Genomic DNA, 12756 nt, shown 5'->3' with positions numbered 1-12756 from the left:
GCTAAGCCTTCCAGCGCCGATGGTACTGCACTCGTGAGGGTGTGGGAGAGTAGGACACCGCCGGACATTCTTTCAGTGTGGGGCCGACCCTTTGCGGGTCGGCCCCACAGCTGTTTTCCCGCTCGTTTTACCGCCGCCGCGTCGTTGGGACCTGTGCCGCTAATCCCGCGACAGCGTCGACAGGACCGGGGCAGAAAATCGGAGCACGCCGCGAAACCGACGTACGGGAAGCGGAACCGGTCAGCTCCGGCGCTGTATGGCGGCCCGGATGTCTCGGAGCAGGTCGGCGGACTCGTTGACGTCACGTCCCGGGAACATCGCCATCACCACGCTGCCGTGGTCGGCCCAGCCACAGACCGCGATGTCACCGCCCTCGCCGGTGCTCGTACCGCACTTCATGACACCGCCGAACTGACCGGCCGGCACCTCACGGACGCCGTCGATCGCGCCCTCGCCCTCCGAGACCAGGTCGAAGAGCCGGTCGAGGCTACGCTCCGGCTGCCAGACCAGCGCGGTGCCACCGAACAACAGCACACTGCGGTTCGGCGCGGCCGGATCGGCGTACACGGCACCGATGCTCTGCTCGGCGTCGACGATGTCGGCGGTGAACCCGGTCCGCAGGTAGTCGGCGGTCGTCCGGGCGCGTTCGCTCACGTCCAGGGTCAGCCCGGCGACCTCGGCCGGGGTGCCGAGCGCCGCGTCCTTCTCCGTGGCGATCCGCCAGCCGACGGTGCCCAGCCCGGCGGCACCGACAATCGCGAGCGCCAGCACCGAGCCGAGGACGATCCGGCGGCGCCGGGACATCCCCGCCCGGGCGGCCGGCTCGTCGGACCGGCCGTCGGCGCCGAACAGGTCGTCGCCCGACGGTGCCGTCTGATCCAGTACGACCGGTTCCGACGTCATCTCGATGGGCTCCGGCTCGACCGATGGACGCCGATCGGAGAGGGGGGCATCGGACATGCCCGCCACCGTACGCGAAGGGGGAGGTGGCGCACGACGTACCCGGCGGCGCTCCGTAGACTTTGCGGGTGACCGAGACTCTGGACCCCCACCGCACGCCGACCCCGACCCTGTCCGCCCAGTACCAGCCGGGCGAGGTAGAGAGCCGGCGGTACGAGGCGTGGGTATCGGCGGGGCACTTCCGGGCCTCGGCCGACAGCGACAAGCCCCCGTTCACCATCGTCATCCCGCCGCCGAACGTGACCGGCTCGCTGCACATGGGCCACGCGTTCGAGCACACCCTGATGGACGCGCTCACCCGGCGTCGGCGGATGCAGGGCTACGAGGCGCTCTGGCTGCCCGGCATGGACCACGCCGGCATCGCCACCCAGAACCTCGTCGAGCGGCAGCTCGCCGGCGAAGGGCTCTCCCGGCACGACCTTGGGCGGGAGAAGTTCGTCGAGCGGGTCTGGCAGTGGAAGGCCGAGTCCGGCGGCAAGATCCTCGGCCAGATGCGCCGGCTCGGTGACTCGGTCGACTGGGACCGCGAGCGCTTCACCATGGACGAGGGCCTGTCCCGGGCCGTACAGACGATCTTCAAGAAGTTGTACGACGACGGCCTGATCTACCGCGCGGAACGGATCATCAACTGGTGTCCGCGCTGCCTGACCGCGCTGTCGGACATCGAGGTGGAGCACACCGACGACGACGGTGAACTCGTCTCCATCCGGTACAGCGACGAGGTGGTGGTCGCCACCACCCGGGCCGAGACGATGCTCGGCGACACCGCGGTCGCGGTGCACCCGGACGACGAGCGGTACAAGCACCTGATCGGCACCGAGGTCGAACTGCCGCTCACCGGGCGGCGGATCCCGATCGTCGGGGACGAGCACGTCGACCCCAGCTTCGGCACCGGCATGGTCAAGGTGACCCCGGCGCACGACCCGAACGACTTCGAGATCGGGCAGCGGCACAACCTGCCGTCGCTGACGATCATGGACGAGCGGGGTGTGATCACCGCACCCGGGCCGTTCGAGGGTCTGGACCGGTTCGAGGCCCGGCCGGCGATCGTCGCCGCGCTGCGCGAGCAGGGCCGGGTCGTCGCGGAGAAGCGGCCGTACGTGCACGCGGTCGGGCACTGCTCACGCTGCCGTACCACCGTCGAGCCGCGGCTGTCGCTGCAGTGGTTCGTCAACACCGGGCCGCTGGCCCGGGCCGCCGGCGACGCCGTCCGGGACGGCCGGGTGAAGATCGAACCGGCCGACCTGGCCAAGCGCTACTTCGCCTGGGTCGACAACATGCACGACTGGTGCATCTCCCGCCAGCTGTGGTGGGGCCACCGGATCCCGATCTGGTACGGCCCCGACGGCGAGGTCCGCTGCGTCGGACCCGACGAGGAGCCGCCGACCGGCGAGGGCTGGCACCAGGACACCGACGTGCTCGACACCTGGTTCTCCAGCGGACTGTGGCCGTTCTCCACCCTCGGCTGGCCCGAGCAGACCGCCGACCTGGCCAAGTTCTATCCGACCAGCGTCCTGGTCACCGGCTACGACATCCTCTTCTTCTGGGTCGCCCGGATGATGATGTTCGGCCTGTACGCGATGGACGGGCGGCAGCCGTTCGACACCATCGCGCTGCACGGCATGGTCCGCGACCAGTTCGGCAAGAAGATGTCGAAGTCGTTCGGCAACGTCGTCGACCCGCTGGACTGGATCGAGCGCTACGGCGCCGACGCGACCCGGTTCACCCTGGCCCGGGGCGCCAACCCCGGACAGGACGTGCCGGTCAGCGACGAGTGGTGCCAGGGCTCCCGCAACTTCTGCAACAAGCTCTGGAACGCCACCCGGTTCGCCCTGATGAACGGCGCCCACGTCGACGGTGAGCTGCCGGAGACGTCCCGGCTGTCGACCGTGGACCGGTGGATCCTGTCCCGGCTGCAACAGGTGACGGCCGAGGTCGACCGGCAGTTCGAGGCGTACGAGTTCGCCAAGGTCTGCGACGTGCTGTACCACTTCGCCTGGGACGACGTCTGCGACTGGTACGTCGAGCTGGCCAAGCCGGTGCTGGCCGCCGGTGGTGAGCGGGCCGAGGCGACCCGGCGGGTGCTCGGGCACGTCCTCGACCAGCTGCTGCGGCTGCTGCACCCGGTGGTGCCGTTCGTCACCGACGAGCTCTGGACCGCGTTGACCGGGGTCGGCGGCGACGCCGACGCCTCGGTGATGGTCGCGGCCTGGCCGACAGCCGTACCCGCGCTGGTCGACGAGGCGGCCGAACGTGAGGTGGTCGAACTCCAGCGGGTCGTCACCGAGATCCGTCGGTTCCGTTCCGACCAGGGACTGCGCCCGGCGCAGCGGGTGGCGGCCCGGCTCGACGGGCTGGCCGCCGCCGGCATCGCCGCACACGGGGGGCTGATCCGGTCCCTGGTCCGGCTCGACGAGGCGGGGGCGGACTTCCAGGCCAGCGCCACGCTCGCGGTGACCGGGACGGTGACGGTCGCCCTGGACACCCGGGGCTCGATCGACATCGCCGCCGAGCGGGCCCGGCTGGAGAAGGACCGGGCCGCGGCCGAGAAGGAACTCGCCCAGGCGCGGGGGAAGCTGGCCAACCCGGCGTTTGTCGACAAGGCGCCGGCCCCGGTGGTCGACAAGATCAGGGAGCGGCTCGCCTCGGCTGAGGCGGACCTCGAACGGATCAACGCCGCGCTGGCCGCGCTGCGCTGACCGTGGCACGGCGACAGGGGAACGTGGTGACAGAGCGGGGCGGGCGGACGACCGAATTCGGCGCCGTCGAGGCGGAGCTGGCCGAACGGGGCTTCACCCGGATGGTCTTCGACCTGGGGCGGATCGAGGAGCTGCTGGACGTGCTGGGCAGCCCGCAGCGGGCGTACCCGGCGATCCACCTGACCGGGACGAACGGCAAGACCTCGACGGCCCGCATGATCGACTCGCTGCTCCGGGCGTTCGGGCTGCACACCGGCCGCTACACCAGCCCGCACCTGGAGACCGTCCGGGAGCGGATCAGCCTGGACGGCGAGCCGGTCAGCGAGGAACGGTTCGTCTCGGTCTACCGCGAGGTGGCGCCGCTGGCCCGGCTCGTCGACGAACGGGCCGCCGAGCCGCTGACGTACTTCGACATGACCACGGCGCTCGCCTTCGCCACCTTCGCGGACGCGCCGGTGGACGTGGCGGTCGTCGAGGTCGGGCTCGGCGGGGCGGAGGACTCCACAAACGTCCTCGGTGCCGGGGTCTGCGTGGTCACCCCGATCGGGCTCGACCACACCGAGTGGCTCGGCGACACCATCGAGGACATCGCGCTGGCCAAGGCGGGCATCATCCACAAGGGCGCCACGGTGATCTCGGCCGCGCAGCCGGACGAGGCGGTCCGGCCGCTGGTGGAACGCTGTGTCGAGGTGGACGCCACCATCGCCCGGGAGGGCAGCGAGTTCGGCGTCCTGCGGCGGGCCGTCGCGGTCGGCGGGCAGGTGCTGTCCCTGCAGGGGCTCGGTGGGGTCTACGACGAGGTCTTCATCCCGCTGCACGGGGCGCACCAGGCGCAGAACGCCGCAGTGGCGCTCGCCGCCGTCGAGGCGTTCCTCGGTGCCGGGGCGTCCCGCCAGCTCGACGTCGAGACGGTACGCCAGGGCTTCGCCAGCGCCGACTCACCCGGGCGGTTGGAACGGGTCCGGTCGGCGCCGACGATCCTGCTCGACGGCGCGCACAACCCGGCCGGAATGGCGGCGACGGTGACCGCGCTGCAGGAGGAGTTCGCGTTCAGCCGACTGGTCGCCCTGGTCGGGGTGCTCGCCGACAAGGACGCGGGCAGCCTGCTGGAGTTGCTGGAGCCGGTGGTGGACGCGGTGGTGGTCACCCAGAACAGTTCACCGCGGGCGATGCCCGCCGCCGAACTGGGCCGGCTCGCCACCGAGATCTTCGGAGAGGACCGGGTCGAGGTGGCGTCGGAGCTGCCGGACGCGATCGAGGCGGCGGTGGGCCTGGCGGAGTCGGACGTGGTGGGGGAGCTGAGCGGGGTGGGTGTGCTGATTACCGGCTCGGTGGTCACGGTCGCCGACGCGCGCCGGCTACTGAAGCGATGAGCGGCCAGCAGCCGGCCGGTGGGCCGCAGGCGACCGGGGGATCGGTGTCCGGCGACCGGACGGTTCCGGACGAGGCGGCAGCGCGGAACGAGGCGACGACGTCCGGCGAACCGACGACGTCCGGTGGCGGTCCGGCGGGGCGGCCGTCCGGACTGCGGAACCCGGACCGGGCGGTACGCGGCCTGGGTGCGTTGACGCTGAGCGTGCAGACGGTCGTCCTGCTGCTCGCCATCCAGCCGATCCGGCTGCTCGGCGGTGACCTGGGCGGTGCCGCCATCGGGGTGGTCGTCGGGCTGGCCGTGCTCGCGGCACTCCTCGCCGGGAGTCTGCGCCGGTCCTGGGCCTGGCACGCCGGCACCGTACTGCAGGCGCTGCTGCTGCTCTCCGGGTTCCTGCACTGGTCGCTCGGCGTACTGGGGTTGATCTTCGGGGCGGTCTGGGTGTACGTACTGCACGTCCGCCGGGTCATCCTCGGCTGAGCCGGCCGGCGGGCGGGCGGACACGTCAGCCGGCCGCCCGGTCGCGCCACTGGGTCAACGCGATGCCGTGCCCGTCCGGGTCCCGGAAGGCGGCGGCCCAGAGTTCGAGTTTGGCGCCCCGGTTGACCGCCCGTGGGGCGTAGGTGAACCGCACGCCCTTGGCGACCAGTTCCTCGTGGACCGCGTGCACGTCGTTGACCTCGAGGTTGAGGTGCACCAGGCGGCGGTTGATCGGGGCCACCTCGGGAATGGCCCGCAGCACCAGCCGGGTCGCCCCGGAGGCGAGGATCGCGTTGCCGTCGCCGCCGTCGATCTCGAAGAAACCGAGCAGGTCCCGGTAGAACGCGATCGAACGTTCGAGATCGGTGACGAGCAGGGTGATCCCGACGCCGGCGATCGGACCGGACTCGCCGAGCCGGGCGGGCGGCGGGGTGGCGCTCAGGTTCTCCAGGATCGCCTCGTCGTCGGAGGAGGGCACCGTCGGGCCGGCGGCAGCGGCGGATGCCTCGGCCGCCGGTTCGGACCGCCGACCACCGGGTCCGGGGTCGTCCAGGTCGATGTCGATCTCGATGTCCTCGGCCGGGGTGCCGGACCGTTGACCCGGCGCGGGCGGGGCCGGCGGGGGACCGTCCGGGTCGACCGCGTCGGTCACTGTCGCGGCGGGCTGGGGCGCGGCCGCGGTGTCCGCGTTCGGGCCGGGACTCGGTCGCCGGGCCTCGCCGTTCGGACCCGGACGGGGACGGCGCGGCAGCGGCGTGGTGGTCGGTGGTGGCTCGACCAGGGTCCCCTCCAGCACGATCGTGCCGCCCGGCGTCTGACGTACCACCACCGGTTCGTCGCGGTGCGGGCCGAGGTCGTCACGCGGTGGCGGCGGGTCGTCGTCGAGCGGTTCCGGGTCGACGACGGTACGCCGGTCCTCCGGCGGGGGGGCCGGCGGCCGGTCGTCGGGGAACGGCTCGTCCAGCCGATCGTCGTAGGAGGGCCCAGCCAGGGGATCGTCGGGGAGGTCGAGCGGCTCGTCCGGGTACGGGGTGTCGTCCCGGGCGCCGCGCGCCCACGGCGGGGTCTCCTGCTCGATCAGGATGTCGTCGCCGAGCGGGTCGGCACCCTCGAACGGCGGCGGCAGGTCGGCGCTGGCCGCGGCCTCGGCGTGGGTCAGCACCTCGTCCCAGAGGATCCGGACGTGCCGCTGGTCGTCGATGGCGACCATGATCGGCAGCGTGGCGCCCGGGTCCGGCCACTTCGCCACCGGCACCCGGGGATCACGGATCTTCACCGAACGGGCCGGTACCCCCGGGGCGTCGATCACGATCTGCAGCTCGCACCGGCCGAAGGCGGACGACGCCGGCGGCTCGGTCACGGTGTGCACGTGGCCGATGCCGGTGACCCAGGCCCGGGGGCCGCTGCGGACCGCGGTGAACGCGACCAGGCCGATGGCGAGGGCGATCAGGGCCACCCCGAGCATCGCGATCGCCCAACTGCGCATCCCGACGCCGAACAGCATGACAAAGGTGGCGAGGGTGCCGAGCACCGCGGCGACGAGCTTACGTACCGGCGCGACCTGGCGCCGCCGACCATCTGCCACAGTGGACCTCCCTAGCTAAGGCCAGGCTAGGCCGGATCCGGCGGGAATGGAACGACCCGAGCCCGCTCGCTCGGCCGAGCCGCTCCCCGCCCCGCCGTCGGACGCGGCGGGCGGACAGTCGCCCGTACCGGGTCCGGGCCGTCAGCCCGGCAACCGGGTCAGCTTCTCCGGGTTCCCCACCAGATAGAGACCGGTGAGCCGGCCGTCCGCCGCGGCGACGGTCAGCGTGTAGCGGGTCCCGGTGGGCCAGCGCAGCAGCAGCCCCGGCCCGCCGTTCAGCTCGACCGGTGCCGCCTCGACGGTCGGCCGGCGCCCGTAGACACCGGCGAAGAAGCGGGCGACCCGCGCCGCGCCGTACACCGGGCGGCGGGCCGCCCGGACCCGGCCGCCGCCGTCGGACCAGGCGGTGGCCTCGGCCGCGACCAGGCTGGTCAGCCGCGCCAGGTCACCGTCGCGGGCGGCGGCCAGGAACGCGTCGAGCAGCCGGCGCTGTTCGGCCGCGGTGGCGGTGAACCGGGGCCGGTCGGCGGCGACCCGGGCCGCCGCCCGGTGGTGCAGCTGCCGGCAGTCCGCCACCGACCGGTCGAGGATCTCCGCGATCTCGGCGTACGGCAGCTCGAACGCGGTGTGCAGCACGTAGACCGCGCGCTCGGGTGGGGTGAGCCGCTCGAGGATGTGCAGCAGCGCCAGCGACAGGGAGTCCCGCAGTTCGGCGCTGTCCAGCGGGCCGAACGGCGACGACCCGGTCGGCACCGGCTCCGGCAGCCACGGGCCGACGTACGTCTCCCGGGCCGCCTGCCGGGCCCGCAGCCGGTCCAGGGCCAGCCGGGTCACCACCCGGGACAGGTAGCGGCGGGGTTCGACCACCGTCGCGCGGTCGACGCCGGCCCAGCGCAGGTACGTCTCCTGCAGCACGTCCTCCGCGTCGTGCAGGCTGCCGAGCAGCCGGTACGCGAGCCCGAGCAGCATCGGCCGGTGCGCGTCGAGCACACCGGCCGCCTGCGTCGCCTCGGAGGTCGTCATACCTCCGTCGGCGGCTCGGTCCGGCTGGTCACCGAGATTCGGTTCCATACGTTGATTGTGGCGATCGCCATCACCAGGTCCGCCAGTTCCTTCTCCGACCACACCTCGGCGGCGGCCTCCCACACGTCGTCCGGCACCCCGTGCTCGCCGAGCCGGGTGACCGCGTCGGTCAGCGCCAACGCGGTCCGCTCGCGCTCGTCGAAGAAGGGCGCCTCCCGCCACGCGGCCACCCCGAACAGTCGCCGACTCGACTCGCCCGCCGCGAGCGCCTCCCGGCTGTGCATGTCGACGCAGAACGCGCAGCCGTTGAGCATCGAGGCGCGCAGTTTGACCAGTTCGAGCACTGTGTGGTCCAGGTTCGCCCGGATGTACTTCTCCAGCCCCAGCACCGCCTGGTACGCCTCCGGTGCCACCGACGCCATGTTCAGCCGACTCACGACAACCTCCCGCTCCGGTTCTTCCGTTACGCCAGGACGACGGCACCGGCGGGCCGCGGCGTGACAGTCCGCGCTGTGACGCTCGGCACCCCGGCGATCGGTGTCCCGGCGGCCCGGGTCAGAGCGTGTCGAGGGAGGCCCGCCGACGGCTCTCCGCCTCGAACACCTTGAGCAACCCGGCGGCGAGCAGCGCGTACCCGAGCGCGAGCAGCACCTCGACGGCGAGTGGGCCGGCCGCGGCGGCCAGGCCGTCCCCGGCGACCAGCCGGCGGGCCGCCTCCGCCGCGTGGGTGACCGGCAGCACCGCGCCGACCGCCCGCAGCCCGGCCGGCAACTCCGTCGCCGGCACGTTCACCCCGGTGAGCAGCAGCAACAGCGTCACCGACACGTTCGACACCAGCCACACGTCCCGGAACCGCAGGCCGATCGCGCCCAACGTCAGGCCGAAGAAGCCACAGCTCAGCGCGGCGGCGCCGAGGACGAGCAGCAGGCCGGGCAGCGCCTGCGGCGGGATCCGCAGGCCGAGCAGCAGCGCGCCGCCGGCCAGCGTGCAGGCCGCGATCAGCAGCCCGTTGCCGGCGTACGGGAGCGCCCGGCCGAGGAAGACCGCAGTCCGGCTGCGCGGCGAGAGCAGCACGTGACCGAGGGTGCCGAACCGGCGTTCGTTCGAGACCGCCATCGTGCCACCGAAGACACCGGCGGACGAGGCGGCCAGCACGGCGTTGCCGACGATGTAGAAGGTGTCGTCGGCGACCCCGAGCTGACGGCCGAGGTAGGCGAAGAAGAGCAGTTGGAACAGCGGACCGACGAGCAGGGTGCCGACGAACATCGACGGGGTGGTCCAGTTGAACAGCGCGCGGTAGGCGATCACGCCGCCGACGCCGACGAGACGGAACAGACTGGTCATCGACGTGGACTCCTCAGGCCAGAGCGAGGGTGGCGGCGGCGCGGGCCCGACGTTCCACCCGGGACATGACCGCCGCGCCGAGCGCGAGACAGCCGAGGCTGATCGCCAGGCAGATCCCCAGCGACGGCCAGACCGGGCCGGCGCCGGTGGCCGCCTCGCGGACCGCCCTGGCCCCCCAGGTGGTGGGCAGCACGGCGGCGATCGGGGTGGTCCAGCCGGGCAGGGCGGTGACCGGCACGAGCATCCCGGAGACCAGCCAGATCGGGTAGTCCAACGGGTTGGCCAGCGCGTTCGCGTTGGGCAGCAGGACAAACGTGGCCGCCAGCAGCAGCCCGAACATGCCCAGCGCGAGGACACAGCCGGGAACCGCGACCGCGAAGGCGAACGGATCGGCGAAGTCGAGCGGGATGCCGTACAGCAGGCGACCCCAGAGCAGGGTCGCGACCATCGCGTACGTGCCGGTCAGCGCGGTGGCGAGGGTGATCGGCAGGATCACCAGCGCGGGCGACCGGGGTGCGAGGATCAGCATCTCCAGGGTGCCCTGCCATCGCTGGTTCTGGATCGCCCCGCCGGAGCCGAACAGCACCGACGACCAGATGCCCATCAGGCCGGCGCCGACCGCCGCCTCCAGCAGCCGGTCCGGCTGGCCGCCGGCCCGGAACAGGTAGACCGCCAGGGTCGCCTGGACCACCGGCAGCAGCACCGCGATGGTGATCTCCAGGGAGGAACGGCTCTGGTACTTGACGTGCAGCAGCGCCCCGAGCGCGATCATCCGCAGCGTCCTCATGCCGCCACCGCCGGCTCGGGCGTCGGCTCGTCGGCCGTGGTCGTGGCGCTGACGATCGCCACGTACGCGTCCTCCAGGGTGGGCTGGCGGCCCAGCACCCGACCCAGCCGGATTCCGGCCAGCACCCGCAGCACCTCGGCCTGTACGTCGGTGCCGACCGCCGACTGCACGGTGAGCAGTTGGACCGCGCCGAGCACCTGCAGACTCGCCTCCCGTACCCCGGGCAGTCGGTGGATCTCGGCGAGTTGCCGGTCGGTCACCCCGTACGCCTCGACCTCCAGCACCTGCCGGCCCTCGGCGTGCCGCCTGAGTTCGGCGGGCGTACCCGAGGCGCGGATCCGGCCCCCGGCGATCACCGCGATCCGGTCGCAGAGTTCGTCCGCCTCCGCCATGTAGTGCGTGGTCAGCAGCACCGTCGTGCCGTTCGCCGCGAGGCTGGCGACGGTCTGGCGCAGTTCCCGGGCGGCGACCGGATCCACCCCGATCGACGGCTCGTCGAGGAAGAGGACCTCGGGGCGGTGCAGCAGGCCACGGGCGATGTGCAGCCGCTGGCGCATGCCCCGGGAGTAGCCCTCGACCCGTTCGTTCTCCCGACCGGTGAGCCCGACCAGGTCGAGCAGTTCGGCGGTCCGCCGCCGCTGCTCCCGGGGCGCGACGCCGTAGAGTTCGGCGAAGTAGCGCAGGTTGTCCCGGGCGGAGAGCCGGTCGTACAGACCCCGGTCGCCGCCGAAGACGTACCCGATCCGGCGCCGTACCTCGCGGGTCTGCCGGACCACGTCGTAGCCGGCCACCCGGGCGGTGCCGGCGGTCGGGACGAGCAGCGTGTTCAGCAGCTTGATGGTGGTGGTCTTGCCGGCGCCGTTCGGGCCGAGCAGGCCGAACAGCTCACCTTGGCGGACGGTCAGGTCGACGCCGCGGACCGCCGTCACCTCCCGGCGCCGGGGCCGTGACCACCCGGTACGGCTGCGGTAGGTGCGGTGCAGCCCGACCGCCTCGATTGCGTACTCGCTCATGCCGGCGACGCTAGGGAGCCGGCCCGGATCGGCGGAATCGATTCGGCGTCCACCGAATGTGCGGGACCGGCGCCGACGACCGGCCGGAATCCTCAGGAGGCGCGTGCGGTAACCGGATCGTCGCCGGTCAGGGCCGCGTCGCCGGGTGCCACCGTGACGTCGAGCAGGCTGACCAGGGCCAGCCCGGCCGGTTCCAGCCCGTACAGCACCCGGCGGCCGACCCGACGCCGGTTGACCACGCCCGCCGCGAGCAGCGCGCCGAGGTGTTCGGAGACGGTGCTGGGGGCGAGGCCGAGGGTCGCGGCGAGCCCGGCGGTGCTGGCCGGCCGCCCCAGCGCGCGCAGTACGGCGGCCCGGCCCCGGCCGACCAGGACGGCGAGCCGGTCGGTGCCGGTCTCCGGCGGCGGCGCCGGCCCGTCGTCGGCCAGCACCGCGGCGCCCCGGGCCTGGTAGGAGACCGCGACCACCTCGGGATGTTCGGCGGAGCAGACCAGGGCGCCGCGCGAGAAGATCAACGGAATGAGCAGCAGACGCTGGTCGGCGACCTGGAAACTCTGCTCGTTCGACTTCACCAGGGTCAGGGTCGGCCGCTGCCAGCGCACCCGGTCGTGCAGGTCGGCCAGGAGCGCGTCCGGCCCGTCGGCGGCCAGCGCCCGGGCCCGGTGCAGCACCTCCTCGTCCAGCGCGGCCCGCATCCGCCCCCAGAACGGCGCCATCGCCGCCACCCAGTACGCCTCGAGGCCGTCGGCGAGCCGGTCCAGCGCCCCGGACGGGTCGTCCCGGAACGGCCGCAGCCACGCCGGAAGTTCTCCGCCGGGCCAGCGCCGGAGCTGCTCCTCGACGGTGTCCGGGTCGGTCGCCCGCAACCCGGCCAACTCCTCCTCGATGCTCGGGGCGGCGGTGGGCGGCACCGGGGAGAGGAAGTCGGGTAGCCAGGGGCTGGCGGTCAGGTACAACCGGGCCGGTGTGGCGGCCGGCACCTCGGTGAGCACCCGCCGGGCCTGGCGCCCCCAGGCGGCGTACGGCCAGGGCTGGGCGTCGCCGTGCCGGGCCAGCAGGTAGAGCCCGCAGACCGTCTCCCAGAGCGGGCTGATCGCAATCCGGGTACGGGCCAGCGTCGGCTCGTCCAGCTGGATACGGATCACGGCAGCAAGCCTAGTCGCCGTCCCCGACCGCCCGGATCAGCTTGGTGGCCAGCTCGGCGGCGGTCTCGCGGGCCAACCTCGTGCTCTCTCGGCCGGTGTCGTCCGGCCGGAACGTGAGCACGTCGACGCTGATCATCAGCGGTCCGTGGCCGAAGACGAGTCGGGCCTCGCCCGGCACCAGGCGGATGGTGCGGTCCCGGTGCAGCCGGCGACCAGCAGGACGGCCAGGCACGCCAATCGCTGCCACGTCCCGGCACCCGTCCCGGTAGCGGCGTACGCCATCTGGGGACCCCCGTTCCGCACGGGCGGGGGTGGCTCGGCCCCCGCGCCGCCCCAGGGATAGGTCGG

General features: G+C 73.0%; 12 protein-coding genes. 3 read left to right on the top strand and 9 right to left on the bottom strand.

What is annotated here, in order from left to right; translation table 11 throughout:
• Window positions 1–240 precede the first annotated feature (240 nt).
• Window positions 241–960: a hypothetical protein gene (locus ABGB05_RS34170; RefSeq protein ID WP_347658109.1), complete on the bottom strand. Its 720-nt coding sequence runs from the start codon at window positions 958–960 to the stop codon at window positions 241–243.
• 68 nt (window positions 961–1028) lie between these two features.
• On the opposite strand from ABGB05_RS34170, the gene ABGB05_RS34165 reads away from it, so the two are divergent.
• From ABGB05_RS34165 to ABGB05_RS34155, 3 genes are read left to right on the top strand one after another with little or no spacing between them, the layout of a single operon-like run.
• Window positions 1029–3659: a valine--tRNA ligase gene (locus ABGB05_RS34165; protein WP_347658108.1), complete on the top strand. Its 2631-nt coding sequence runs from the start codon at window positions 1029–1031 to the stop codon at window positions 3657–3659.
• A gap of 26 nt (window positions 3660–3685) precedes the next feature.
• The gene (locus ABGB05_RS34160; protein WP_347658107.1) at window positions 3686–5032 is read left to right on the top strand and encodes a folylpolyglutamate synthase/dihydrofolate synthase family protein; all 1347 of its coding nucleotides are present in this window, start codon (window positions 3686–3688) and stop codon (window positions 5030–5032) included.
• Window positions 5029–5511 carry a DUF4233 domain-containing protein gene (locus ABGB05_RS34155; RefSeq protein ID WP_347658106.1) on the top strand — a complete coding sequence of 161 codons (483 nt, stop codon included), beginning with the start codon at window positions 5029–5031 and terminating at the stop codon, window positions 5509–5511. The genes ABGB05_RS34160 and ABGB05_RS34155 overlap by 4 nt, the downstream gene beginning before the upstream one ends.
• A gap of 25 nt (window positions 5512–5536) precedes the next feature.
• On the opposite strand, the gene ABGB05_RS34150 is transcribed toward ABGB05_RS34155, so the two are convergent.
• The 8 genes from ABGB05_RS34150 to ABGB05_RS34115 all read right to left on the bottom strand — a co-directional run bounded on the left by ABGB05_RS34150 (window position 5537) and on the right by ABGB05_RS34115 (window position 12586).
• The gene (locus ABGB05_RS34150) at window positions 5537–7096 is read right to left on the bottom strand and encodes a VOC family protein (protein WP_347658105.1); all 1560 of its coding nucleotides are present in this window, start codon (window positions 7094–7096) and stop codon (window positions 5537–5539) included.
• A 141-nt stretch (window positions 7097–7237) separates the two neighbouring features.
• The gene (sigJ, locus tag ABGB05_RS34145; RefSeq protein ID WP_347658104.1) at window positions 7238–8119 is read right to left on the bottom strand and encodes an RNA polymerase sigma factor SigJ; all 882 of its coding nucleotides are present in this window, start codon (window positions 8117–8119) and stop codon (window positions 7238–7240) included.
• On the bottom strand, window positions 8116–8556 hold the full coding sequence (locus ABGB05_RS34140) for a carboxymuconolactone decarboxylase family protein (protein WP_347658103.1): 441 nt from the start codon (window positions 8554–8556) through the stop codon (window positions 8116–8118). The genes sigJ and ABGB05_RS34140 overlap by 4 nt, the downstream gene beginning before the upstream one ends.
• Window positions 8557–8674: 118 nt before the next feature.
• Window positions 8675–9463, bottom strand: coding sequence for an ABC transporter permease (locus ABGB05_RS34135; RefSeq protein ID WP_347658101.1), 789 nt, complete (start codon window positions 9461–9463; stop codon window positions 8675–8677).
• Between the two features lie 13 nt (window positions 9464–9476).
• Window positions 9477–10250, bottom strand: a complete 774-nt coding sequence (locus tag ABGB05_RS34130; protein WP_347658100.1) for an ABC transporter permease — start codon at window positions 10248–10250, stop codon at window positions 9477–9479.
• Window positions 10247–11263 carry an ABC transporter ATP-binding protein gene (locus ABGB05_RS34125; RefSeq protein WP_347658099.1) on the bottom strand — a complete coding sequence of 339 codons (1017 nt, stop codon included), beginning with the start codon at window positions 11261–11263 and terminating at the stop codon, window positions 10247–10249. The genes ABGB05_RS34130 and ABGB05_RS34125 overlap by 4 nt, the downstream gene beginning before the upstream one ends.
• 92 nt (window positions 11264–11355) lie before the next feature.
• A complete protein-coding gene (locus ABGB05_RS34120) occupies window positions 11356–12408 on the bottom strand; it encodes a helix-turn-helix domain-containing protein (RefSeq protein WP_347658098.1) in 1053 nt (350 codons plus the stop codon).
• A gap of 10 nt (window positions 12409–12418) precedes the next feature.
• Window positions 12419–12586, bottom strand: a complete 168-nt coding sequence (locus ABGB05_RS34115; RefSeq protein WP_347658097.1) for a hypothetical protein — start codon at window positions 12584–12586, stop codon at window positions 12419–12421.
• Window positions 12587–12756 lie beyond the last annotated feature (170 nt).

It is taken from the genome of Plantactinospora sp. B5E13, from assembly GCF_039871775.1.
Classification (GTDB): Bacteria; Actinomycetota; Actinomycetes; order Mycobacteriales; family Micromonosporaceae; genus Plantactinospora.
Note: the sequence above shows the minus strand (reverse complement) of the source record. Positions and strands in the feature narration are given on the sequence as shown.

What these genes read in the sequence shown, in the direction of transcription:
- ABGB05_RS34170 (WP_347658109.1), bottom strand. Translation starts at nt 960, where the DNA reads ATGTCCGATGCCCCCCTCTCCGATCGGCGTCCATCGGTCGAGCCGGAG.
- ABGB05_RS34155 (WP_347658106.1), top strand. Translation starts at nt 5,029, where the DNA reads ATGAGCGGCCAGCAGCCGGCCGGTGGGCCGCAGGCGACCGGGGGATCG.
- sigJ (WP_347658104.1), bottom strand. Translation starts at nt 8,119, where the DNA reads ATGACGACCTCCGAGGCGACGCAGGCGGCCGGTGTGCTCGACGCGCAC.
- ABGB05_RS34135 (WP_347658101.1), bottom strand. Translation starts at nt 9,463, where the DNA reads ATGACCAGTCTGTTCCGTCTCGTCGGCGTCGGCGGCGTGATCGCCTAC.
- ABGB05_RS34130 (WP_347658100.1), bottom strand. Translation starts at nt 10,250, where the DNA reads ATGAGGACGCTGCGGATGATCGCGCTCGGGGCGCTGCTGCACGTCAAG.
- ABGB05_RS34125 (WP_347658099.1), bottom strand. Translation starts at nt 11,263, where the DNA reads ATGAGCGAGTACGCAATCGAGGCGGTCGGGCTGCACCGCACCTACCGC.